Origin of the sequence: Domibacillus indicus, assembly GCF_000970685.1 — a bacterium.
Classification (GTDB): domain Bacteria; phylum Bacillota; class Bacilli; order Bacillales; family Domibacillaceae; genus Domibacillus; species Domibacillus indicus.
On sequence record NZ_LAJB01000003.1, the window covers coordinates 223,511 to 246,720 of the forward strand.

Below are 23,210 nucleotides of genomic sequence, written 5' to 3' on the forward strand. Positions count from 1 at the left end.
TATTCCTACAGAAAAAACCGCTTTTTTCTCTTTTAAGAAAAGCAGCTGTCTTCTTGTTTTCTGGACCGGATTGTTCTCGCAGGTGTGCCGTACGCTACACAATAAGGCTCTATGTTTTGTAAAACAGTAGAGCCTGCTCCGATAACGGTATGTTCACCAATGCGGATAGAATGAATAACGTTCGCTCCCAGCGCAATAACGGCACTGTTGCCAATTTGAACATTTCTGCCGAGCGTGGCTCCTGGCGCGACACTCACATAGTCTCCTAAAATACAGTCATGGTCAACCGAGGATTTCGTATTAATAATACAGTGTTCGCCAATAATAGCATTGCGGTTAATGACCGCACCGGCCATTATAACCGTTCCATCCCCTACCTTCACATCACTGCTGATGCACGAGGCGGGATGAATCGATGAGATAAACAAAAAGTTAGGAACCAGGGTCCGGATAGCCTGGACCATCTTTTTTCGGCTCCCATTATCTTCAATGGCAACAATTCCTCCGTAGATGTGCTTATTCATTTGCGACAGCACGCTTTCTGTTCCAAGAACCCGGTATCCATAAATAATCGTGTTAACAGGACGGACTGGATCAAGGATTCCGCATATAGAATACTTCTTCTCTTTTTCGATCGCATCTATTAAAACACTGGCATGGCCTCCTGTACCAATAATAATGATTTTTTTCAATTTGATCACCCCGGCTATTCAATTCTCTCTCCGATTGCTTGGCCTTAGAGACAATTCAGTATTCCCATGTGCACCGCAGGCTTTTGCCAGATAAGCAGGCAGACATTCCTCAGGGATAAGCCACTTTTTCAAATATATCCTCCTTCACTGTATGCCGGCCCTTTTCTTTCAATGACTTTCTTCTTCAGGTGACGATACCTCCAAAAAAGAAGCCGCTGCCAGAGAGGAGTTTTCTGTGCACCGGCGGTTTTATTTCATTCTGAATACATAGGAACTATTTAACACAAAACAAAAAGCCCTGCGAATATCGCAAGGCTTTTTTTCTGCTCCATAGCAAGTATGGAGACGGCGGGAGTCGAACCCGCGTCCAAAGATAACGGCACCTGAGCATCTACGGGTGTAGCTATGCTATTTCGGTCTCACTGACCCGCCTGCCGCATAGCAGGCCGTCGAATCAGCCAGCCTGATTAATCTCTTCCTTCATCCCCAGGCGTAGGAATCCGGCGTAGTCCGCTCGAAGTGAGCCCCTTACCCGACTGCACGGACAACAGCGGGAGGAGCACAGGCTAACCTAAATTAGGCAGCTTGTAGTTGAGTTTGTTGTTTGCCAGTTATTATAGGCAAGTGCGTTTTGACAGAGCCGGCCCTCTGACCCGCAGCCCAGGCTCGAACTATCCCTGTCGAATCCGTAACGTCCCCGGATTAAAATTAAACAGGATATTCTCGTTATAAGAACATTGCCTGACAGGATATAAGTGTTCAAAGCATGGTTTGCTTCTGATTAGATAGATAACTCAACTTCTATACTAATTTGAAGACACGAGATATTACCGCGTCAGTCTATTTAAAATAATATCACATTCTAGACTTTTAATCAACCTTTTTGCCGGTCGCGGAATGCCCGCTCAATATCACGCTTCGCTTCTTTCTGTTTTAAATCTTCGCGTTTATCATATTTCTTTTTCCCTTTTGCAAGACCGATTAACAGCTTGGCATAGCCGTCTTTTAAGTAAAGCTTCAGCGGCACAATCGAATAGCCCGCTTCCTTCGTTTCTCCAATTAACGTGTTAATCTGCTTCCGGTGCAAAAGAAGCTTTCTTGTGCGAAGCGGCTCATGGTTATGAATATTCCCCTGCTCGTACGGGCTGATATGCATATTGTGAACGAAAAGCTCGCCGTTCCGGATGCGGGCGAATGAATCCTTTAAATTCACACGCCCCGCACGGATCGCTTTAATTTCGGTTCCTAGCAGCACCAGGCCGGCTTCGTACGTTTCTTCAATAAAATAGTCGTGGCGCGCTTTTTTATTTTGCGCGACCACTTTTCCTTCTCCCTTTGGCATTAGCAGTTCCTCACTTTCTTACCTGCGCTTCTTATTCTTGGCAATTCCTTCGTAAAATTTACGTTTTTTCTTTTTCTTTGGCGGCTGGTTCGACCATTCGCCGCCCCCGCCGTCTTTCATATCCGGCCGCGCCGGTTTTCTTGCCGTTCTGTCTTCCTTTTTAAGCGCCTGTGCTTTTTTGCCGCGCCCGCGCGGTTTTTTTTCAGCTGCTCCATCTGTACGCTTAGGACGCTGGCGCTGCTTTTTCATGCCGACAATTTCAAAATCAACAGATTGTTCTTCCTTGTTGACATCACGGACACGAATCGTAATTTCGTCCCCAATGCGGAAAACATTGCCGGTGCGCTCTCCTATCATAGCAAAATGGCGTTCGTCGTAGCGATAATAATCATCTGTCATGTAGGAAACATGCACGAGCCCTTCAATTGTGTTTTCAAGCGCCACAAACATCCCAAAGTTTGTGACTGAGCTGATGACACCGTCGTATTCTTCGCCGATTTTATCAAGCATAAATTCCGCTTTTTTCAGTTCGTCTGTATCCCGCTCAGCGTCGACCGCCCGGCGTTCCATGCTTGATGTATGGTCCGCGATTTCCGGCAGGCGCGCGTTCCACTTTTCCTGCGTAGCCGGTGATACATCTCCCTGAATTAAATAAGTGCGGATTAACCGGTGAACAATCAAATCCGGGTACCGGCGGATTGGCGAGGTAAAATGTGTGTAAAATTCAGTCGCCAGGCCAAAATGTCCGAGGCTGTTCGCATTGTATTTCGCCTGCTGCATGGAACGCAGCATAACCGTTGAAATAACGGTTTCTTCCGGTGTATCTTTTACCCCTTCAATAATTTCCTGAAGCGCCCTTGGATGCACCGAATTTGCCGTTCCTTTGACATTGAGTCCGAAATTCGTTAAAAATTCAAAGAAGCGCTGCAGTTTGTCTTCTTTCGGGTCTTCGTGAATACGGTAAAGAAACGGAATGTCCATCCAGTGGAAATGCTCGGCTACTGTTTCGTTGGCCGCAAGCATAAATTCTTCAATCAGCTTTTCACCGACGGAACGTTCACGAATAACCACATTGGTTGGATGGCCGTCTTCATCGACAAGGACTTTTGCTTCTTTGAAATCAAAGTCAATCGCCCCGCGGTCGGTCCGTTTTTGCCGCAGGATTGCCGCCAGCTCTTCCATTTCTTCAAAAAGCGGCACAAGCGGCCTGTACTTTTCACGAAGCTCTTCATCTTTATCCACCAGGATTCTGTTTACATCTGAATAGGTCATCCGTTCGGTTGTCCGAATCACGCTGTCAAAAATTTCGTGGCTCACTACTTCACCGGACCGGTTAATTTCCATTTCGCAGGACATCGTTAACCGGTCGACCTTTGGATTTAACGAGCAGATGCCATTTGACAGCCGGTGCGGGATCATGGGAATAACCCGGTCCACTAAATAAACGCTTGTGCCGCGCTCGTACGCTTCACGGTCGATAGGAGAACCTTCCGTGGCATAATGGCTGACATCGGCGATGTGAACACCCAGTTTATAATTGCCGTTTTCAAGCTTTGTCACCGTCACGGCATCATCCAGGTCTTTTGCATCGGCGCCGTCAATCGTTACAATTACCTCATCGCGGAGGTCCCGCCGGCCTTCAATGTCCTTTGGATCGATTTGTTCCGGCACCGCATTGGCCTGATCAAGCACTTCTTCGGGGAATTCCTGGGGCAGTCCATGCTTGTAAATAATCGACATAATGTCGACTCCCGGATCATTTTTATGCCCGATAATTTCTTTAATTTCACCTTCTGCGGCCTGTCTTCCTTCCGGCCAGCGCGTAATATGGACAACGACTTTATGGCCATCAACCGCTCCGGCTGTTTTTTCCTTGGGGATAAAAATATCAGCCGTAAATTTTTTATCATCGGTTTCCACAAAACCGAAGCTTTTTTGGTCGATAAATGTTCCGACCACATCGGTTTGTCCGCGCTCAAGGATGCGGATAACCGTACCTTCCCGGCGCGTTCCATTCTGGTCTTCTTTCGTAACCCGCACGAGTGCCACATCGCCGTTCAGCGCGCCTTTTGTTTCATGCGGTGGAATAAAAACATCATCCACGCCCTGCTCATCGGGGATCAAAAACGCAAACCCTTTTGCATGGCCGGATATTTTCCCGCGGACAAGGTTCATCTTTTCAGGAAGCCCGTACCGGTTCGCGCGGGTCCGGACAACAAGACCGCGCTCTTCCATGTACACAAGTGATTTGACGAAATCACGAAAGCCTTCCGATCCTTCGATGCCCATTGCTTCTTCAAGCTCCTGGACGGTCAGCGGCTTGTACGATTCTTCTTTCATATACGTTAATAATCGGTCGACGATTTTTTCTATGTGCTGGTCCATTTGGAACCCGCCTCCTTTTACAAAGGTTAAACCGTCCAGTCAAGCGTTTCAAGAAAAGCGAGAATATCTGCATGCAGCTGCTCTTTTTCTTTATCAAGTGTAATCACATGACCGGACTGTTCATACCATTTCAATTGTTTTTCATCGGTTTCCACACCTTCAAAAATAACATTGGCGCTGTCCGGATCAATCATTTTGTCCTGGCGTGCCTGCACGACAAAAACCGGAGCATAAATGTGGTCAATATGGCCGCGGACATCCTGTACAAGATCCCGGAGCGCGTTCAGTGTTTTCATCGGTGTTTGTTTAAATGCTTCCATTTCTTTTTCAATAACATCTTCGGTTTTTCCTTCAAACTTTTTAAAACCGCGCGCATACTCCACTACCCCTTTGTACATGGTCTGCTCATCTTTCATTGACATGGGGGCACACATAGGGATAATACCCTTTACTGGTTTAGTATAACCGAGTTTCAGCCCAAAAACACCGCCGAGCGACAGTCCGCACACGGCAATTTCTTCATAACCGAGTTCAAGAAGGTGGTTGTAGCCGTCCTCTACATCCTTCCACCAGTCTTCCGGTCCTGTTTTCACAAGCTCTTCTGGCGGGACAGCGTGACCTTTATAGTGGGGTGCATGTGAGGTATATCCATTTTTCTCAAGAAAACGGCCAATCATGCGCACGTCTGATGAATTCCCGGTGAACCCATGCAGAAGAAGAACGGCGCGTTTTCCTGCTTCAAATGTAAATGGCTGTGGCAGTGTTAGTTTCATGTTATATCTTTCCTTTCCTTTAACATCCTGCAAACGAAAAAAAGACGATTCAGCTGAATCGCCTTTTTTTATTATAAACCAAAATAAGAAAGTGCAATGGTTAAAACGAAAAACAGCACGGATAAAACGATCGTTAAGCGATGCAGCACAAGATCAATGCCGCGCGCTTTCTGTTTTCCGAATAATTGCTCTGCACCGCCGGAAATGGCACCGGAAAGGCCTGCGCTTTTCCCTGATTGCAGCAAAACAACCGCGATAAGCGAAATAGCTACAATAACGAGCAGCACAATAAGCACTGTATGCAACATAGTATTAACCCCCATTAAAAACGAACTTCTAGATATAACGATTGTATCATATTTCCTGATTATGCGCAAAAAAGCCCGGCGGCCGCCGGGCTTTTTATGCATAATTATTTTTTCAAGTTGTAGAATGTGTCGTTGCCAAGGTATTGTGCAAGCTCAGCCAGGTTGTCTTCGATGCGAAGAAGCTGGTTGTATTTCGCTACACGGTCTGTACGTGAAGGAGCACCTGTTTTGATTTGGCCGGCATTTGTTGCAACTGCGATATCCGCGATTGTTGCGTCTTCTGTTTCACCTGAACGGTGAGAGATAACCGCTGTGTAGCCAGCGCGTTTTGCCATTTCGATCGCATCAAAAGTTTCAGTCAATGTACCGATCTGGTTCACTTTGATCAGGATTGAGTTGCCTACGCCGTTTTTAATACCTTCTGCAAGCTTTTTCGTGTTTGTAACGAACAAGTCATCGCCAACAAGCTGTACGCGGTCGCCAAGGCGCTCTGTAAGCAATTTGTGGCCTTCCCAGTCGTTTTCATCCAAACCGTCTTCGATTGAAACGATTGGATATTTATTTGCCATTTCTTCGTACCAGTCAACCATTTCTGCAGATGTTTTTACAACACCTTCGCCAGAAAGATGGTATTTGCCGTCTTCTTTGTTGTAGAACTCAGAAGATGCAGCGTCCATTGCCAGCTTCACTTCTTCGCCTGGCTTGTAGCCGGCACGCTCGATTGCTTCAATAATTGTTTGGAGAGCTTCTTCGTTTGAACCAAGGTTTGGCGCGAAACCACCTTCGTCACCAACTGCTGTGTTCAAGCCTTTTCCATGAAGAACTGCTTTTAGGTTATGGAAAATTTCCGCTCCCATGCGAAGCGCTTCTTTGAATGTTGGAGCGCCAACAGGCATGATCATAAATTCCTGGATATCAACATTGTTATCTGCATGCTCGCCGCCGTTTACAATGTTCATCATTGGAACTGGAAGCTGCTTGCCGTTTACGCCGCCAAGATATTCATAAAGGTATACGCCATGGTAGTCAGCTGCTGCATGGGCAACGGCCATAGATACACCAAGGATTGCGTTTGCACCCAATTTGCCTTTGTTTTCTGTGCCATCAAGCTCGATCATCGCTTTGTCGATGCCGATTTGATCTGTTACTACGTAGCTGCCGACGATTTCCGGCGCGATTACTTCGTTTACATTTTTAACAGCCTGCTCTACGCCTTTGCCAAGGTAGCGGCCTTTGTCACCATCACGAAGTTCTACTGCCTCGTATTCACCTGTTGATGCACCAGATGGAACAAGCGCGCGTCCAAATGCACCGGATTCTGTGTATACTTCTACTTCAACTGTTGGATTTCCACGTGAATCAAGCACTTCGCGTGCATAAATGTCTGTAATTACTGGCATAATTTTGTCTCTCCCTTAATTTTGAATTAGTGTTTTTCCTGTCATTTCAACCGGCTGTTCTACATTTAATAAATCGAGCATTGTTGGTGCCAAATCACCTAAAATACCACCGTCACGCAATGCGATGCCTTCTTTCGTCACAATAACAGGCACCGGATTTGTTGTATGAGCAGTCATCGGCTTGCCTTCAACTGTTAAAACCTCATCTGCGTTGCCATGATCGGCTGTAATAATGGCCGTTCCGCCTTTGGACAAAATTAAGTCAACCACCCGGCCCAGGCATTCATCAACTGCCTCTACTGCTTTAATTGTCGGCTCAAGAAGCCCTGAGTGTCCAACCATATCCGGATTTGCAAAGTTTAAGATAATGGCATCCTGTCTGTCGCCTTCGATTTCCGCAAGCAACGCGTCCGTCACTTCATAAGCGCTCATTTCCGGCTGCAAATCATAGGTTGCCACTTTCGGTGAGTTTACCAGGATCCGCTTTTCACCAGGGAACTCTCCTTCACGTCCACCGCTCATAAAGAACGTAACGTGCGGGTATTTTTCCGTTTCCGCAATGCGGAGCTGGCGAAGGTTGTTGTTGGCCAATACTTCTCCGACAGTATTTGATAAATCTGTTTTGTTATACGCAATAACACCTTTCACTGTTTCAGAATATGGTGTCATGCAGACAAAAAATAAGTTTTTCGGACGGAATTCGCCGCGGTCAAATCCCATGAAATCCTCATTTGTAAACACATTTGCCAATTGAATCGCACGGTCCGGACGGAAATTAAAGAAAATCACTGCATCGTTGTCCTGTACTTTCGCAATCGGCACGCCATTTTTATCAGTCATAACGGCCGGCATGAAAAACTCATCAACAACATCTGCTGCATAAGATGCTTCAAGTGCCTCAATCGGATCAGCAAACTTTGGTGCATCATTTTGCGCAATGGCATCATATGCTTTTTGCACACGTTCCCAGCGGTTATCTCGGTCCATTGCATAGTAACGGCCGGAAAGTGTTGCAAACTGGCCGATACCAAGTTCATTCATCTTCGCCTGGACATCTTCAATATAGCCTTTTGCTGTTTTCGGGCCTACATCACGTCCATCAAGGAACGCGTGAACGAACACTTTTTCAAGGCCCTGGCGCTTTGCAAATTCAAGCAATGCTTTTAAATGGTCAATATGGCTATGTACGCCGCCATCTGATAAAAGACCGAACAAGTGCAAAGCCGTTCCATTTGCTTTCGCGTGAGCAGCGGCCTTTAAGAATTGTTCATTCTCGTAAAACTCACCGTCGCGAATCGCAATATTAATGCGTGTTAAACTTTGATATACAATGCGGCCGGCACCGATATTCATATGGCCGACTTCTGAGTTGCCCATTTGCCCCTCTGGCAGGCCGACTGCTTCTCCGCTTGCTGTCAGCTGCGCATGAGGGAATTGCTTCCAGTAAAGGTCGAAATTTGGCTTATTTGCCTGTGCCACCGCATTTCCGCTCGTTTCAGCCCGGCAGGCGAACCCGTCGAGAATAATGAGCGCAACCGGTCCTTTAGCCATTGTTTACAGCCTCCAAAAGCGCAAGATACGATGCCGCATCCAGGCTTGCGCCGCCGACAAGTGCGCCGTCGATATCCGGCTGTGCCATATATTCAGCAATGTTTTCCGGCTTTACGCTGCCGCCGTATTGAATGCGGACAGAATCAGCCGCTGCATCAGAATAAAGGCCGCGAACCGTTTCACGGATTTCCGCACATACTTCGTTTGCATCGTTTGATGAAGATGATTTGCCTGTGCCGATTGCCCAGATTGGCTCGTAAGCGATGACAGATTTTGAAACCTGCTCTTCTGACAATCCTTCAAGTGCCGCTTTAATCTGGCCGGCAACGAATTCATTCGTTTCGCCTGCTTCACGCTGCTCAAGTGTTTCACCGCAGCAGATAATTGGTGTCATGCCATGGTTAAAGATCGCTTTTGCTTTTTTGTTAACAGCCTCATCTGTTTCATTAAACATTTCACGGCGCTCTGAATGGCCGATAATCACGTATTCAACACCAAGATCGGCGAGTGCTTTCGGGCTTGTTTCACCTGTGTAGGCACCATTGTCCTCAAAGTGAGCGTTTTGCGCGCTGATTTTAACATCTGTTCCTTTTACCGCTTCAACAAGCTGGCCAAGAAACAAAGCCGGTGCGCCGATCACGCTGTCCACTTGTTCTGATGATGGCACTTTTCCTTTTACATCATTTGCGAATTCGATCGCTTCGCCAAGCGTTTTATTCATTTTCCAGTTCCCTGCAATAATAGGTTTGCGCATGAATAAATCCCCTTTCTACTTCTTATGAATTACTTGTCGTCCAGTGCAGTTACGCCTGGAAGCTCTTTGCCTTCCATAAACTCAAGGCTGGCTCCGCCGCCCGTTGAAATATGGCTCATTTTATCAGCAAGATCGAACTTTTCAACAGCCGCCGCCGAATCGCCGCCGCCGATAACAGAATACGCATCGGAATCAGCCAGTGCCTGTGCCACACCTCGTGTTCCTTTCGAAAACTTATCAAGTTCGAATACACCCATTGGGCCATTCCAGATAACAAGTTTTGAATTTTTAATTGTTTCTGCATAAAGCTCGATTGTTTTCGGGCCGATATCAAGAGCTTCCCAATCAGCCGGAATCTGGTCGATTGGCACGATTTTTGTATTCGCATGCTCACCGAAATCATCTGCTACCGTAACATCAACCGGCATTAAGAACTTCACGCCTTTTTCTTCGGCTTTTTTCATAAATTCTTTGGCCAGGTCCATTTTATCTTCTTCTAAAAGAGATTTTCCAATTTCATGCCCAAGTGCTTTCACAAACGTATATGCAAGACCGCCGCCGATGATCAAGTTATCTACTTTATCAAGCAGGTGATCAATTACACCGATTTTGTCTCTTACTTTCGCACCGCCAACAATTGCTGTAAACGGACGATCTGGCTCAGACAACGCTTTTCCAAGCACGTCCAGTTCTTTTTGCATCAAGAAGCCGGAAGCAGATGGAAGAAGATGAGCAATACCTTCTGTTGAAGCGTGAGCACGGTGAGCCGCACCGAACGCATCATTTACATAGATATCTGCAAGCGAAGCAAATTCTTTTGCCAGCTCCTGATCATTCTTTTCTTCTCCCGGATAGAAACGGACATTTTCAAGAAGAAGAATGTCGCCTTCTTTCATGCCGGAAATCGCTTCTTTCACACTGTCGCCGTATGCTTCGTCTACTTTGGCGATTTGTTTGCCTGTAAGCTCAGCCAGGCGGCGGCCAGCTTCAGTCAGGCGCATGTCTTCGTTTACTTCTCCTTTTGGACGGCCAAGGTGGCTTGCCAGAAGAACGATGGCTCCCTGTTCAGACAGGTACTCAATTGTCGGAATCGCAGCACGAATCCGTGTGTCATCCGTAATTTTGCCGTCCTGCATCGGAACATTGAAATCAACGCGGCAAAATACGCGTTTTCCTTTCAGCTCCAGATCCTTAATCGTTTTTTTGTTCATTGAGCAGACCTCCCAGTGTAATTAAAAAGCATGAAACGGTTTAAACACAAAAAAAGGGAGCGGGGATTCAATCCCGCTCCCCGTTTCACCTTTTCATTATAGATGGTGAACTATTGATTTCCAAGCTATAGCCTGAAAAACAGCTTGTTTAATTAAAGACCTTTTGACGCGATATATTGAACAAGGTCAACGACACGGTTTGAGTAGCCGTTCTCGTTATCGTACCAAGAAAGAACTTTTACCATGTTGCCTTCCATAACCATTGTTGAAAGAGCGTCAATTGTTGAAGATGCTGTTGAGCCATTGTAGTCAGAAGATACAAGCGGAAGCTCATTGTAAGCAAGAATGCCTTTAAGGTCGCCTTCAGCTGCTGCTTTTAGCGCTTCGTTCACTTCTTCAGCTGTTACATCCTGCTTCAATTCAGCTACAAGGTCAACTACAGAAACGTTTGGTGTTGGAACACGCATTGCCATACCGTTTAATTTGCCTTTCAATTCTGGAAGAACAAGAGAAACGGCTTTCGCTGCACCTGTAGAAGTTGGGATCATGTTTTCTGCTGCTGCACGTGCACGACGGTAGTCAGAGTGCGGCAGGTCAAGGATTTGCTGGTCATTTGTGTAAGAGTGAACAGTTGTCATCATACCGCGTACGATTCCAAATTTTTCGTTCAAGACTTTTGCAAATGGAGCCAGGCAGTTTGTTGTACAAGATGCATTTGAAATAACCTGATGGCTTCCTGCATCATATTTATCTTCGTTAACACCCATAACAATTGTGATATCTTCATCAGAGGCCGGAGCAGAGATGATAACTTTTTTCGCGCCGCCTTCAAGGTGTTTCGCCGCGTCTGCACGCTTTGTGAAACGGCCAGTTGATTCAACAACTACTTCCGCACCGTTAGAAGCCCAAGGAATTTGTGCTGGATCGCGTTCAGCTGTTACTTTTACGCGCTCGCCGTTAACAACGATTGTGTCGCCGTCAACTGTTACGTCTGCGTCAAGTGTGCCGTGAACTGTATCGTATTTTAAAAGGTGTGCAAGCATATTCGCATCTGTAAGGTCGTTGATTGCTACTACATCAACTTCCGGATTTTTAAGTGCTGCGCGGAATACGTTACGTCCAATACGTCCAAAACCATTAATACCAATTTTTACTGCCATGAGTGTTTCCTCCTCAAAATTGTTTATCAAACCGCCAGTTCTTTTGAACGGCGGGATGTTCGCATTATAATTCTTCAAGCAATTCCCGTGCGGCTGCTTCATCTGTCACAAGAATATCAAGCTTTGGTGATCCGTTTAAGTATGAACGAATCGCTTTTCCTTTTGATGCGCCGCCTGCTGCCGCAATAACGACTTTTGCATGCTGCAAATCTTCCAGTTTTAAGCCGATTGTCGATAATTTTTGAATCACTTCGCCTTCCTTGTTGAAATAGTAGCCAAAAGCTTCGGCCACCGCCTCATTTTGTTCCAGCAATGAAAGCTCCGCATCCGGCGTTTTTCGGCGTTTCGCCATGGAGATCGCATTTCCGACTCCATGCAGAACAATGTCAGCCGATTGAATCATGCTGACGGCTTCTTTGATAGCCGGCTCTTGAAGAAGAGATTCGCGTACGTCCGGGCTGATCCGCTCCGGTGCGTATAAAACACGGTGTGACCCGTTTGTATTTTGTGCCATTAACGCTGCCACCGTGTTTGCTTCATTGCGGACATCATCCCCAATACCGCCCCGGGCCGGCACAAATAATACATGCTTTCCTTCTGCAAAATCCGGTTTCATTGTTCTGGCCGCGTCTGCCATTGTCGAACCGCCTGTAACAGCGATGATAGTCTTTCCGCTAAGGTGGCTCTTTATGCGGCTTACGCACGCCTCACCGATTGCTTTTTTCACGAATGCCGATTCGTCGCAATTGCCAGGAATAATAATAGCTTCTTTTAACTTGAAGCGGGCTTTCAGCTCTTCAGCCATTGAATCAATACCTTTAAGTTCCAGCATCAATTCTTCCAGTTCTCTCACAACATCCATACCCGTTTCTGTTAATTTCATTCCTGATGCACTGAAATCAAGCAGTCCGCGCTCTTTCAAAAACTCCGCTTCGCTTCTTACAACGCGCTCTGTCATGCCTAATGACTGTGCAAGCGTGCGCCTTCCAGCCGTTCCGGCAATTCTGACCGCCTGCAAAAGACGATAGCGTTTTTGCATGATGTCAAGCAGGTCCGGTACGAGCTGCTGTTGAATATTCAAGATCGGTTTCATATCCTGCGCTCCTCTTCGGTCTCTTGGGGTTGTTTTTGTCCCAAGTAAAACGTCGAACGTCCCACCCGGTTGAAAAAAATTTTTCCCTGCTTACAGACTTATTGTAGCAGGGCATTATTTAAAAATCAACGAAAAGAGCCCGTTATTTTTTTAAATTGTTTGTTAACTTTTCTTTCAGCTTTGTAAACAAGGCAGCATAATCTACCTGGCCATAAGCGATAACCTCACCGGACGCTTCCACAACAGGTATCATTAGCCCGTATTCCTCCATCCATTCATCTTTTTCTTCAATATTCCGCTCCATGACTACAAGGCCGAGCTCTTCAGCAGCTATATTTACAATCAGCCAGGCGTCCTCACATAAATGGCAGCCCTGCCTTGTATAAAAATAAACCTTCATTTTTTCTCCTTTATTCGTATCGTCTCCTCTTGGATGAAGAGGGGATATTTAATTGTTCTCTATATTTTGCCACAGTTCTTCTTGAAACGCTTATGCCTTCTTCGAGAAGCGCTGAACAAATCGCCTGGTCTGAGAGGGGCTTTCGCTTATCTTCCGCCGAGACAAGGGTTTGAATACGTGATTTCACTTGATTAGAAGAAGCCGTTTCGCCGGTTGTTTGAGAAGCTGCCATGCCGGATGGAAAAAAGGATTTCAGCTCACAGGTGCCAAACGGCGTCTGCATGTATTTTCCGCGTACTGTCCGGCTGACTGTAGATTCATGAACCGACAGCTCATCGGCAATTTCTTTCATCGTCAGCGGCTGCAGCGCATCCGGTCCCTGAAAGAAAAAGGCCCGCTGTTTCTCAACGATTTTAAGAGCCACACGCTCGATAGTCTGCCGCCGCTGTTCAAGACTTCTCATCAGCCATTGATAATCCTTCTCCTGCTCCCGTATGAACCGCTTTATTTCTTTGTCTTCGTAGGAAGACATTTCGTTAAAGTATTTCTTTTCAAACACCACTTTTGGAAGATCATCATCCAGCAGGTGAACTTCAATAAAATTGCCGGCAACTGCTACACTGACATCCGGGCGCACGTAACAGGAGGATGAGTTGTGCTGAAAGGAAGCACCGGGCTTTGGGTTTAAGGTTTTAATAAAGTCCGCTGCCTGCTGAATGTCCTTCAGCTCCACGCCAAGCTGCCTGGCGAGCGGCTTCCACGTTTTATTCGCAAACTCGGTAAAATGGCGGCGAAGAATGACTTCAGCCAAAAAGGGAGCATCCAGCCGCCGCTCCACTTGCAAAAGCAGGCATTCCTGCAGGCTGCCTGCCCCGACTCCTGCCGGCTCCATCCACTTGATCATATTCAGCATTACCTGGATTTCTCCTTCGCTTTCACCAAGCAGTTCAGCCGCTTCCCTCCGGCCAATGGCCATATAGCCATTTTCGTCCATATTATTTAATAAAAAATGTAAAATGCGCTTTTGGACCGCAGTCAGTTTTTTTAATTGAAATTGCGCCTGCACGTAATCAGTTATTGTATAAGAAGAATCGGCTATGTGCTCAATCCAATTTTTCTCTTCGGGCGGCCCTTCTTTTGAACGAGAACGCTCTTTTTTATAAAGCGCTTTCAAATCAGGCGCCTCTAACTGGATGAATGGGTTTTCAGCGGACTTGGTTTCTAGAAATGCCGCCAGCTCTTGCGCCGAGTATTGAAGCAGTGTAATTGCCTGGGTTAATTCCTGGGTCATCGCAAGCTTCATTGTTTGCTGCTGCCACAGACCCGGCTTCATCTGCATATTCATCGCATCTCCCCCTTGCTGTTATTATACAGACTGTGGGCATGAAAAAAAAGACCCGCTTTCGCAGGTCTTTGGTGTCTTACTTTTCTTCTTTGTTTGTTACTTCGTTGCGTGTCACAATATGATCAACCAGGCCGTACTCTTTCGCACGTTCTGCTGTCATAAAGTTGTCGCGGTCTGTGTCGCGCGCGATAACTTCAAGCGGCTGGCCTGTACGCTCAGACAGGATGCCGTTTAATTTTTCGCGAAGGAATAAAATACGTTTTGCGGCGATTTCAATTTCAGTCGCCTGTCCCTGCGCTCCGCCAAGCGGCTGGTGAATCATAACTTCACTGTTTGGAAGGGCGTAGCGCTTGCCTTTTGTACCGGCTGCAAGAAGGAACGCACCCATTGATGCAGCCATCCCGATGCAGATTGTCTGTACGTCCGGCTTAATAAACTGCATTGTATCGTAAATCGCCATACCTGCCGTAATGCTGCCGCCAGGGCTGTTAATATAGATAGAGATGTCTTTCTCCGGGTTTTCCGCTTCAAGGAACAAAAGCTGGGCAACGATTGAGTTTGCCACATTATCATCAATGCCGCTTCCAAGCATAATGATGCGGTCTTTTAGCAAACGGGAATAAATGTCGTACGCGCGTTCACCGCGGTTTGTTTGTTCAATAACTGTAGGAATTAAATTCATACTGCATTTCCTCCTTAATGAATAACTGTATTGTATAACCATCATACAATTCAAGGTCAATGAAGGTCAAACATTATGCTTTCTGTCCTGTACGTTTTCTTCTTTCCCCTGCGAAAATCCTGCTAAACAGGCCGCTTTTTCTTTTCAAGAATATTTTCTAAAAAAGCTATTGCATTTCTTTCAAATTTACTCTATAATCTTAAATTGTACTGTAAATCACATGTCCTCGTGGTGCAACGGATAGCACGCAAGCCTCCGAAGCTTGAAATGCAGGTTCGATTCCTGCCGAGGACGTACCAGAAACCAGCGGCTTTTTTTAAAGCCGCTGGTTTTTATTATGTCCTGCTTCCTTTCTTTTCTTACATTTTGCCTGTTCCCTTTACTCTCCAGGATGAAAAGGAAAATTAATTATCAAATACGGTAAACATCCCTGTCAGATGGGGAGCGTGGTTTTTAAATCCAAACTTCTCGTAAAAAGCATCTTTACCTTCTGATGCAAACAGTCCGCCAAAAGTTCCGTTACGCTTTTTGATGTAAGCAAGTAAATACTTTAGGATTTCTTTTCCTAACCCTAAATTTTGATAAGCAGGTAGAGCAGCTACATCTTGGATATAAAAAAACATAATGTCATCCCCAACTATGCGCCCCATTCCAACAGGTTCATCATTGACTGTTGCCACAACCCAATAAAGAGAATTATTTAATGAACCTCTGGATACTTCTGTATTAATATTGCCCCAGCCAACTGATCCCCATAGAAACCTGTGTTCCGAGACAGATGGTATACGTTCTTGGATTTTATAATTTGCGTTTGTTATATTAACCATCATACTTTCTTATGGAATTGGCGGTTAACCTTTACGTTGCCGCCTATTTAATTGTTTTTAGCGGACTCCACGGCACTCACACCTTTCAAATAGATTATTACCTATATTCTGTATCTTATTGAACCTTCCTGCCCCGTTCATTGAAGAAGAAACTCTATCTCTTTCCAGCTTGTAGACAATGTCATTTACTAATTAGTTGACCAAATAACTTTACATACGGCCCCCAGAAAAAACGCAAAGGAACAGCGCTTAGCCCTGGTAAGCAAAGCGGCATTCGCGGGAAAGAAAGTCCTATTATTTGTTTTTTCCTGAAACGGAACGGGCGGAGGGCTGGCTGCGGAGACTCCCGCAGGACGAGCGGACGGACTGAAACAGGCAGCGTGAAGCGGTAGCTGGTCCAGCGTTCGCCCTGCCGGAAAGCGAAGCCGCCAGCCTGCAGCCCATTACACTGCTTTTTAAAAAGAATTCTTACATGATCGAAAACGGCGAAGACAAAAGCGTTGTTTCACTTCTGTTGTTCAAAGAATGACAGTATTTTCAGGCCTTTTTTATTAAGTTCATCAGATTGACTCCTAACCGCATAAAAGCACCCCGCCAATATGGCAGGGCGCTTCATCGTTTCTTATGACCATTCTTCCTGTTCAACAAGCGAAGCCATTGTTTCAACAGCTTCTTCGCTGTCACGGCCTTCTGCGCTGATTGTTACTTCTTCTCCGTTGCTGAGCGCAAAGCTCATAATTCCCATAATGCTTTTGGCATTAATTTTTTTGCCGTCTTTTTCAAGAAAAATTTCCGAATTAAACCGGTTGGCCTCCTGCACAAATAATGCGGCTGGTCTTGCCTGTAAACCGGATTTTAACTTTACGCTTACCGTTTTTTCTGCCATGTCCGCCACTTCCTTTTTTATTTTTCCAGAGCCATTTCGCCGGCTCGTAGTTTGTCTGCGATTTCATCTATTTTACGCAGGCGATGATTGATGCCTGATTTACTGATCGCAGTGCCTGAAACCATTTCACCAAGCTCTTTTAAGGTCACATCCTGATGGAGAACACGGAGCTCAGCAATCTCACGCAGCCGGTCCGGCAAAATGCCAAGGCCAACCGTTTCATCAATAAACTTTATATTTTCGACCTGGCGCAAAGCCGCACCGATCGTTTTATTCAAGTTTGCAGTTTCACAGTTTACAAGCCGGTTGACCGAGTTTCTCATATCACGGACAATCCGGACATCCTCGAACCTCATCAGCGCGTTATGGGCCCCTGCAATATTAAAGAAATCCGAAATTTTTTCCGCTTCTTTTAAATACGTAATAAACCCTTTTTTCCGTTCCAGTGTTTTTGCATTTAAGCCAAACATATTCATCAGTGAGCACAGCGCTTCATTATGCTCCTGATACAAAGAAAACACTTCCAGATGATAAGAAGACGTTTCGGGATTATTGACGGATCCGCCCGCTAAAAATGCTCCGCGTAAATAGGAGCGCCGGCAGCAGTCCCTGGCAGTAATACGGCTGGAAATATGATGGACAAATGAAAATCCTTCTTCAATAATACCAAGGTGATCGAGAATGGTCTGAGCGTTTTCTTTTAGCCGTACAATATACACATTGTTTTTTTTCAAACGCATTTTTTTGCGGACAAGCAATTCAACAGCCGCGTCGAAATTGCGCTTAATTAACACATAAATACGCCTTGCGATAGCCGCATTTTCTGTTTGAATGTTTACGACAAGCTGCCGGTTAGAAAAAGACAGGGAGCCGTTCATTCGAATAAGTGCGGATAATTCTGCTTTCGCGCAGCAGCCATCTGTATCAATCGTTGTTAGTTCTTTTTTTGTTTCTGATGCAAAAGACATCATTATCTACTCCTCTCATGATGTCCGCTTACCGTTTCGGGATGAGACGTACTAGTATTTCAGCGACCTTCGCCGTATTGTGGCGGATTGTGGAGTTTTCAAAGGTGAGAATATCATCAAAAATAGCATCCAGGCCCAGCTCTTTTAATTTATCCACATCATAAATGACCGGTTTCGCCATTTCTTCCTTGTAAAGCTCCTGTATGTCGGCTGGAACAGGCTCTTTATTTACTAATATCGTATCCATAAACGCACACTTCATATGATCATAAATAGCCCGTACATGGTCCGAGGCAGTGAAATCAAGTGTTTCACCCGCCTGTGTCATTAAATTGCAAATATAGACCTTTTTTGCGCTGGATATGCATACTTCTTCCCCAATTCCCGGAACAAGCAAGTTTGGAAGAATGCTCGTATAGAGACTTCCCGGTCCAAGAATAATCATGTCCGCTTCCCGGATCGAACGGATGGTTTCAGGAAGCGGCTCAATTTTGCCAGGCGTTAAAAATACACGCCGGATTTTTTTGCCCGAATACGGAATTTTCGATTCTCCCGAAACAATGGTGCCATCTTCCATTTCCGCATGCAGAATCACACTTTGATTGGCCGCCGGCAGCACTTTTCCACGAACGTTTAACACTTTGCTCATCTCCTGCACGGCATGCCCAAAATCGCCAGTAATAGAAGAAAGCGCCGCAATCATCAAATTGCCAAGCGCATGCCCGGACAATTCATTGTTTGTTGAAAATCGATGCTGAAACAACGATTCAAGCAATGGCTCTACATCGGACAGCGCAGCAAGAACATTTCGAATATCACCCGGGGGCGGAATATTTAATTCTGTCCGCAGCCTTCCTGAACTGCCCCCATCATCGGCAACTGTGACAATCGCAGTCAAGTCAATCGGATGGCGCTTGAGTCCCCGCAGCAAAACGGACAGGCCGGTTCCGCCTCCAATGATGACTACTTTCGGCTGTGACGCGGCAGTCATGCCTTCGCAGCCTTTCGTTTATCGATATCACGATGAGTGACACGTGTTTTGTAGCCGTCTTTAAAATAGTTGGCCAAATACTCCGCTAAAGCAACAGAGCGATGCTGGCCTCCCGTACAGCCAATGGCGATTACAAGCTGCGATTTCCCTTCCATTTTGTAATGGGGAAGCATAAACGCAAGCAAATCCGTCACTTTCTCCAGGAATTTTTGCGTATCGTTCCATTTCATTACATACTCGGACACATCAGGCTCCAGGCCGGTTCTTGGACGCATGTGTTCGATATAATGGGGGTTAGGCAAAAAACGCACATCAAAAACAAGGTCTGCATCAATCGGCAAGCCATGCTTAAAGCCAAAGGACATCACATTTACTGTAAACGAAGCCTGCTTATTGGGCGAAAATTCTTTCATGATGCTTTCCCGCAAATCTTTAGGCTTCATCTCTGACGTATTTAAAATCATATTGGCCCGGCCGCGTAAATCATTTAAAAGCTCGCGTTCCTGATGAATGCCGTCAAGCGGCCGGTCATCTCGCGATAGTGGATGTGTGCGCCGCGTCTCTTTATACCGGCGTACAAGCACCTCATCCTCTGCATCCAGGAACAGGACGCGCGGGGCAGTGTTCAGCGTTTCAGCCGCCTCATCAAGTGCTGTCTGCAAATGGTCAAAAAATTCACGCCCGCGCATATCCATTACGATTGCCACTTTTTTCAGCTTTTGGCCTGAATCCTTCATAAGCGCCAAAAACGGCTGCAGCAGCGTTGGGGGCAAATTATCCATGCAGTAAAAGCCAAGGTCCTCAAAGCTTTGAACAGCTACGGTTTTACCTGCTCCGGACATGCCTGTGATAATAACAAGCTGTACGTCATTCGCCATCATTCATTCTCCTTTCTCTCTGTTCAGCTTGGGTCAAGACGGTAAGAAATCAATTCAAAATCCGGAGTATAGGTAAACGCCCCGTATAAAATTCCTGTTCCATGCACCATATACTCCAGCAAGTGACGGTCTCCCTCCGCCATTGGAAGCTCTTTTAACTCTTCAACAGGCTTCCAGTACAAGTCGCCTTCTCTCGTTACAGTTAATGGGCTGCCATCTGCCTGATCGGCGAAAAAAGTAAACATCATCCATTCATCCATTACTTTTTCGCCTTCTTTAATAATGAATGTGAAAATTCCTTTTACATTCGGATTCCGCAGGTAAAGACCTGTTTCCTCCCGGTATTCCCGAATGACCGCATCTCTGACGGATTCACCCGGCTCCATTTTTCCACCGGGCGCCACCCACCAGTTTCGGCGGGGCTTTTGCATTAAAAGCACCTGTCCATCTCTCATCAACACACAATTTGTGACACGCTGCACAATGACACCCCCATTAAACTGCCAACAGATATTTCCTTTATTATAAAGCTACACTGGAAGAAGTGCAACGCTGCCGGGTGTTTTTTATGATTAAAGTCTTAACTGCACCATGCTGCAGCATCTTTATAACCCCCAAAAGAAAGCTAAAAACGCTGCATCCTCTGGCAGCACTTTTGTGACCCGGGAAATCATAAAAGAACAAAGGCTAAGAATGCGACGTCCTGTGGCAACGCCTTCGTGACCCTCCCGAGGAACAAAAGCTAGAACGCCACGTCCTGTGGCAACGCCTTCGTGACCCACATCCTGTGGGCCTCATAAAAAAAAGCGCCCGGTGTTTGAAACACCGGACGCATGTAAAAAAGCTGCAGGGGGCAGTTTGATTACAGTTCTACTATACCACCCGCATATTTCAAAATGATGACGAACATATAAAAATCTGATTACGCTTTAACGCCGATTTCTTCTTTTAACTCTTCAACAAAATGCTGGGCCGCCTGGGCTGCAATGCTTCCATCGCCTGTCGCTGTAACAATCTGGCGAAGCATTTTTTCACGAACATCACCAGCCGCATAAATACCCGGGATTTTTGTTTCCATTTTTTCATTCGTTACAATATAGCCCTCATCATTTGTAATGCCAAGGTCTAAAAATGGTTTAGTGAGCGGCACCATGCCGATATAAATAAACACCCCATCAGCCGGGAATTCGCGCTCTTCGCCGTTTTTCGTTGAAACAAGGGTTACACCGCCGACCTTGCCATCTTTTTCGTTGATTTGTTTAACGGTATGACTCCAAATAAAATCAACTTTATCGTTCGCAAATGCACGGTCCTGCAAAATCTTTTGCGCCCGGAGCTCATCACGACGGTGAACGATCGTCACCTTTTTCGCGAAGCGCGTTAAATAAACACCCTCTTCTACCGCAGAGTCGCCGCCGCCGACAACGACAAGATCTTTTTCTTTAAAAAACGCACCGTCGCAAACCGCACAATATGACACACCGCGTCCTCCAAGCTCCGTTTCGCCTGGAACCCCGATTTTTTTATATTGGGCGCCTGTAGTAATAATGACAGCACGCGCTTTATATTGTTTAGAGCCTGCATCAATTGTTTTGTACTCTTTCCCATCGGTAATGGATTTAATATCGCCGTACGCATATTCCGCTCCAAATCGTTTCGAATGGTCGAACATTTTTGTGGAGAGCTCAGGGCCTAAAATATGGTCATACCCCGGATAATTTTCTACTTCTTCTGTATTTGCCATCTGTCCGCCCGGAACGCCGCGCTCAATCATCAACGTGGAAAGGTTGGCACGTGACGTATAAACGGCTGCCGTCATGCCCGCAGGCCCGGCACCGATAATAATGACATCGTAAATTTTTTCTTCAGCCGTCATATTAAATTCTCCTTTATCATCAAAATGGATACCCTTAATCGTATTCTTATAATAATACATTTATCGTACTTAATTTCAGTTATTACGTCTATTATTCTGCTCAAAAAAGGTGCTCACGAATAAACTTCGCATACTTTCTTACCGTAGAAGCCGATACACTGTATTTTTCCCCGGCTTCTGCCTGGCTAAACGATTCCCCGCGCAGTTTCCGCCAGACATATTCCATTGCCGCTGCGAGGCCGGCCGGCTTTGAAAGAGCGGCTTTCTGATACTGCAGCTCAAGAAAAACCGAAAACCACATAAGAAACAGGCCCGCTTCCTCCGGACCAAGCGGCCGAAAATGGCGATACAGAACAAGGGCTGTTTCATGCGCAAGGCGCGTGTTCATTTCCGTTAAAAGCGAGCTGTCCACCGGCATTCCGAGAATATCAGCCATGTAAATTTTTTCATGCGGCTGCAAATGGTCAATATCACAAAAATCAGGATGGGTCATCACTTCTTTATGATCGCCTGCAAGCGACAGCAAAAAAATTCCAAACAAACGCTCTTCTTCGCGCTCCCCATTCAAATATCCGGTGATTGCCTCGGGATTGCGCTCTATGTCACTTTCAGCTCTGGCAGAATTCCACGGCTCAAGACCTTCTTTTTCCGGACTTTCCCGGAGAACCTGCTTCCAGGCAGACCTTGCTGTTTGCGGCCGTCCTGTATAATGGGCGGCGTATGCCAGCCAGTAGTAAAATCCTGTATCTCCTTCGAATCCGCTTTTCTGCAGTTTTTTCAGCCAGCGGTATGCCTCTTCATAACGCCCGATTAAAGCAAACGTGGCCCCGATTTTAAACTGCTGGTCCGGAATAAGCGGCTGGATTTTCGCCAGCTTATCCGCTAGATCATTAAGAGAGTCCTGCTTCTTTTCATAAAAATAAAAAACGATTTTGTTGCAGAGCGCGTGCAGATTGCCGGTGTTGCGTTCCAGCACATCTTCAAGCACATTGTGTGCTTTTTCCGACTGGCCCAGGTAGAAATACGCCAGGGCAAGATTGTTGTAGGCTGCCCAAAAGTCCGGGTATTTTTCCACTGTTTTTTCCAGGTGAGAGGCTGCTTTTGCAAAATGACCGCTTTCAAGCAGATAGCGTGATTGTTCCTGCATCTCCATCATATCATCCTGCTCTGATAAATCATCAAATGCTTCTTCACTGTCGAGAGTGATTAAATCAAGCAGGTCCTCGGCATCTTCTTTGTATTCGCCCTGTTTGTCTGACTCTAAATACTTCTGTGCATGGCGGAACGCTTCTTTAAAGGAACCAAGGTGCGCATAATTATTTGCCAGAAAATAGTGGCATTCCGTCATTTGGGGATCAAGATCATCCAGTACGAAATGAAGCAGGCCATTCGACTGTTCATAATGCCCTAGCTCGGTTTCTACAATCGCCAGCTGGCAGGCGATAATGGGTTCCAGCGGCTCGAGATCCATTGCCCGCGAAAAATACTTTTTCGCTTTTAAAAGCTCTCTTTTTTCGAGTGCTTTCATTCCTTTTATATAATAAAACTCTCCTGTCGGAAAAAAGGAGACAATGTTCTCTTTTTGTTTCCGGCGAATTGAGTCATTTTCCATGAAAATCCTCCGTGCGTTCTAAATGTTTAACTTATGTAGTATATCACACGTATTCACAGAAAAATAGATAAAAAGC

Annotated in this window: 22 protein-coding genes, 1 tRNA gene and 1 other RNA gene; 1 reads left to right on the top strand and 23 read right to left on the bottom strand. The window is 45.9% G+C overall.

The window, feature by feature from the left end; translation table 11 throughout:
* Positions 1–32: 32 nt before the first annotated feature.
* The 15 genes from VP98_RS05470 to clpP form a co-directional block, all read right to left on the bottom strand.
* Entirely contained in the window at positions 33–692 is a 660-nt protein-coding gene (locus VP98_RS05470) for an acetyltransferase (RefSeq protein WP_046174342.1), read from the bottom strand.
* Positions 693–1,029: 337 nt separating this feature from the next.
* Positions 1,030–1,391, bottom strand: a transfer-messenger RNA (tmRNA) gene (ssrA, locus tag VP98_RS18490).
* 175 nt (positions 1,392–1,566) lie between these two features.
* The gene (smpB, locus tag VP98_RS05475; RefSeq protein ID WP_046174343.1) at positions 1,567–2,034 is read right to left on the bottom strand and encodes an SsrA-binding protein SmpB; all 468 of its coding nucleotides are present in this window, start codon (positions 2,032–2,034) and stop codon (positions 1,567–1,569) included.
* An 18-nt stretch (positions 2,035–2,052) separates the two neighbouring features.
* On the bottom strand, positions 2,053–4,419 hold the full coding sequence (gene rnr / locus VP98_RS05480) for a ribonuclease R (RefSeq protein ID WP_046174344.1): 2,367 nt from the start codon (positions 4,417–4,419) through the stop codon (positions 2,053–2,055).
* Between the two features lie 26 nt (positions 4,420–4,445).
* Positions 4,446–5,192: an alpha/beta hydrolase gene (locus VP98_RS05485; RefSeq protein ID WP_046174345.1), complete on the bottom strand. Its 747-nt coding sequence runs from the start codon at positions 5,190–5,192 to the stop codon at positions 4,446–4,448.
* Positions 5,193–5,263: 71 nt separating this feature from the next.
* Positions 5,264–5,500, bottom strand: coding sequence for a preprotein translocase subunit SecG (secG, locus tag VP98_RS05490; protein ID WP_407919202.1), 237 nt, complete (start codon positions 5,498–5,500; stop codon positions 5,264–5,266).
* A gap of 104 nt (positions 5,501–5,604) precedes the next feature.
* Positions 5,605–6,900 (bottom strand): phosphopyruvate hydratase, encoded by a 1,296-nt coding sequence (eno, locus tag VP98_RS05495; RefSeq protein ID WP_046174346.1) that lies wholly within the window; start codon positions 6,898–6,900, stop codon positions 5,605–5,607.
* A gap of 15 nt (positions 6,901–6,915) precedes the next feature.
* Positions 6,916–8,451 carry a 2,3-bisphosphoglycerate-independent phosphoglycerate mutase gene (gene gpmI, locus VP98_RS05500; protein WP_046174347.1) on the bottom strand — a complete coding sequence of 512 codons (1,536 nt, stop codon included), beginning with the start codon at positions 8,449–8,451 and terminating at the stop codon, positions 6,916–6,918.
* Complete coding sequence (gene tpiA, locus VP98_RS05505) at positions 8,444–9,205, bottom strand: triose-phosphate isomerase (RefSeq protein ID WP_046174348.1); 762 nt, start codon at positions 9,203–9,205, stop codon at positions 8,444–8,446. The genes gpmI and tpiA overlap by 8 nt, the downstream gene beginning before the upstream one ends.
* 29 nt (positions 9,206–9,234) lie before the next feature.
* Positions 9,235–10,416: a phosphoglycerate kinase gene (locus tag VP98_RS05510; RefSeq protein WP_046174349.1), complete on the bottom strand. Its 1,182-nt coding sequence runs from the start codon at positions 10,414–10,416 to the stop codon at positions 9,235–9,237.
* Positions 10,417–10,568: 152 nt separating this feature from the next.
* Positions 10,569–11,576 carry a type I glyceraldehyde-3-phosphate dehydrogenase gene (gap, locus tag VP98_RS05515; protein WP_046174350.1) on the bottom strand — a complete coding sequence of 336 codons (1,008 nt, stop codon included), beginning with the start codon at positions 11,574–11,576 and terminating at the stop codon, positions 10,569–10,571.
* Between the two features lie 64 nt (positions 11,577–11,640).
* A complete protein-coding gene (locus VP98_RS05520) occupies positions 11,641–12,669 on the bottom strand; it encodes a sugar-binding transcriptional regulator (RefSeq protein ID WP_046174351.1) in 1,029 nt (342 codons plus the stop codon).
* 142 nt (positions 12,670–12,811) lie between these two features.
* The gene (locus tag VP98_RS05525; protein WP_046174352.1) at positions 12,812–13,069 is read right to left on the bottom strand and encodes a glutaredoxin family protein; all 258 of its coding nucleotides are present in this window, start codon (positions 13,067–13,069) and stop codon (positions 12,812–12,814) included.
* Between the two features lie 10 nt (positions 13,070–13,079).
* Positions 13,080–14,414: an RNA polymerase factor sigma-54 gene (gene rpoN, locus VP98_RS05530; protein WP_231584123.1), complete on the bottom strand. Its 1,335-nt coding sequence runs from the start codon at positions 14,412–14,414 to the stop codon at positions 13,080–13,082.
* 76 nt (positions 14,415–14,490) lie between these two features.
* Positions 14,491–15,096 (bottom strand): ATP-dependent Clp endopeptidase proteolytic subunit ClpP, encoded by a 606-nt coding sequence (clpP, locus tag VP98_RS05535; protein ID WP_046174353.1) that lies wholly within the window; start codon positions 15,094–15,096, stop codon positions 14,491–14,493.
* Between the two features lie 222 nt (positions 15,097–15,318).
* Between clpP and VP98_RS05540 the strand changes: the two genes are divergently transcribed.
* A tRNA-Arg gene (locus VP98_RS05540) sits at positions 15,319–15,390 on the top strand.
* 110 nt (positions 15,391–15,500) lie between these two features.
* On the opposite strand, the gene VP98_RS05545 is transcribed toward VP98_RS05540, so the two are convergent.
* The 8 genes from VP98_RS05545 to VP98_RS05580 all read right to left on the bottom strand — a co-directional run bounded on the left by VP98_RS05545 (position 15,501) and on the right by VP98_RS05580 (position 23,134).
* Entirely contained in the window at positions 15,501–15,926 is a 426-nt protein-coding gene (locus VP98_RS05545; RefSeq protein ID WP_231584124.1) for a GNAT family N-acetyltransferase, read from the bottom strand.
* Between the two features lie 619 nt (positions 15,927–16,545).
* Complete coding sequence (locus VP98_RS05550) at positions 16,546–16,809, bottom strand: HPr family phosphocarrier protein (protein ID WP_046174355.1); 264 nt, start codon at positions 16,807–16,809, stop codon at positions 16,546–16,548.
* 17 nt (positions 16,810–16,826) lie between these two features.
* Positions 16,827–17,777: a DNA-binding protein WhiA gene (gene whiA, locus VP98_RS05555; RefSeq protein ID WP_046174356.1), complete on the bottom strand. Its 951-nt coding sequence runs from the start codon at positions 17,775–17,777 to the stop codon at positions 16,827–16,829.
* A gap of 28 nt (positions 17,778–17,805) precedes the next feature.
* A complete protein-coding gene (locus tag VP98_RS05560; protein WP_046174357.1) occupies positions 17,806–18,768 on the bottom strand; it encodes a gluconeogenesis factor YvcK family protein in 963 nt (320 codons plus the stop codon).
* Positions 18,765–19,646 carry an RNase adapter RapZ gene (rapZ, locus tag VP98_RS05565; RefSeq protein WP_046174358.1) on the bottom strand — a complete coding sequence of 294 codons (882 nt, stop codon included), beginning with the start codon at positions 19,644–19,646 and terminating at the stop codon, positions 18,765–18,767. Before rapZ ends, VP98_RS05560 begins: the two co-directional genes overlap by 4 nt.
* 23 nt (positions 19,647–19,669) lie before the next feature.
* Positions 19,670–20,128 (bottom strand): NUDIX hydrolase, encoded by a 459-nt coding sequence (locus tag VP98_RS05570; RefSeq protein WP_046174359.1) that lies wholly within the window; start codon positions 20,126–20,128, stop codon positions 19,670–19,672.
* Positions 20,129–20,568: 440 nt separating this feature from the next.
* Positions 20,569–21,522, bottom strand: a complete 954-nt coding sequence (gene trxB, locus VP98_RS05575; RefSeq protein ID WP_046174360.1) for a thioredoxin-disulfide reductase — start codon at positions 21,520–21,522, stop codon at positions 20,569–20,571.
* Between the two features lie 100 nt (positions 21,523–21,622).
* Positions 21,623–23,134 (bottom strand): tetratricopeptide repeat protein, encoded by a 1,512-nt coding sequence (locus VP98_RS05580; RefSeq protein ID WP_046174361.1) that lies wholly within the window; start codon positions 23,132–23,134, stop codon positions 21,623–21,625.
* Between the last annotated feature and the right edge of the window lie 76 nt (positions 23,135–23,210).

Coding starts and splice junctions, on each gene's coding strand:
- VP98_RS05580 (WP_046174361.1), bottom strand. CDS start 23,134: ATGGAAAATGACTCAATTCGCCGGAAACAAAAAGAGAACATTGTCTCC.
- VP98_RS05510 (WP_046174349.1), bottom strand. CDS start 10,416: ATGAACAAAAAAACGATTAAGGATCTGGAGCTGAAAGGAAAACGCGTA.
- trxB (WP_046174360.1), bottom strand. CDS start 21,522: ATGACGGCTGAAGAAAAAATTTACGATGTCATTATTATCGGTGCCGGG.
- VP98_RS05520 (WP_046174351.1), bottom strand. CDS start 12,669: ATGAAACCGATCTTGAATATTCAACAGCAGCTCGTACCGGACCTGCTT.
- gpmI (WP_046174347.1), bottom strand. CDS start 8,451: ATGGCTAAAGGACCGGTTGCGCTCATTATTCTCGACGGGTTCGCCTGC.
- VP98_RS05485 (WP_046174345.1), bottom strand. CDS start 5,192: ATGAAACTAACACTGCCACAGCCATTTACATTTGAAGCAGGAAAACGC.
- eno (WP_046174346.1), bottom strand. CDS start 6,900: ATGCCAGTAATTACAGACATTTATGCACGCGAAGTGCTTGATTCACGT.
- whiA (WP_046174356.1), bottom strand. CDS start 17,777: ATGTCTTTTGCATCAGAAACAAAAAAAGAACTAACAACGATTGATACA.
- secG (WP_407919202.1), bottom strand. CDS start 5,500: ATGTTGCATACAGTGCTTATTGTGCTGCTCGTTATTGTAGCTATTTCG.
- rpoN (WP_231584123.1), bottom strand. CDS start 14,414: ATGAATATGCAGATGAAGCCGGGTCTGTGGCAGCAGCAAACAATGAAG.
- rapZ (WP_046174358.1), bottom strand. CDS start 19,646: ATGGCGAATGACGTACAGCTTGTTATTATCACAGGCATGTCCGGAGCA.
- VP98_RS05545 (WP_231584124.1), bottom strand. CDS start 15,926: ATGATGGTTAATATAACAAACGCAAATTATAAAATCCAAGAACGTATA.
- VP98_RS05560 (WP_046174357.1), bottom strand. CDS start 18,768: ATGACTGCCGCGTCACAGCCGAAAGTAGTCATCATTGGAGGCGGAACC.
- clpP (WP_046174353.1), bottom strand. CDS start 15,096: ATGAATTTAATTCCTACAGTTATTGAACAAACAAACCGCGGTGAACGC.
- gap (WP_046174350.1), bottom strand. CDS start 11,576: ATGGCAGTAAAAATTGGTATTAATGGTTTTGGACGTATTGGACGTAAC.
- VP98_RS05550 (WP_046174355.1), bottom strand. CDS start 16,809: ATGGCAGAAAAAACGGTAAGCGTAAAGTTAAAATCCGGTTTACAGGCA.
- smpB (WP_046174343.1), bottom strand. CDS start 2,034: ATGCCAAAGGGAGAAGGAAAAGTGGTCGCGCAAAATAAAAAAGCGCGC.
- VP98_RS05525 (WP_046174352.1), bottom strand. CDS start 13,069: ATGAAGGTTTATTTTTATACAAGGCAGGGCTGCCATTTATGTGAGGAC.
- tpiA (WP_046174348.1), bottom strand. CDS start 9,205: ATGCGCAAACCTATTATTGCAGGGAACTGGAAAATGAATAAAACGCTT.
- rnr (WP_046174344.1), bottom strand. CDS start 4,419: ATGGACCAGCACATAGAAAAAATCGTCGACCGATTATTAACGTATATG.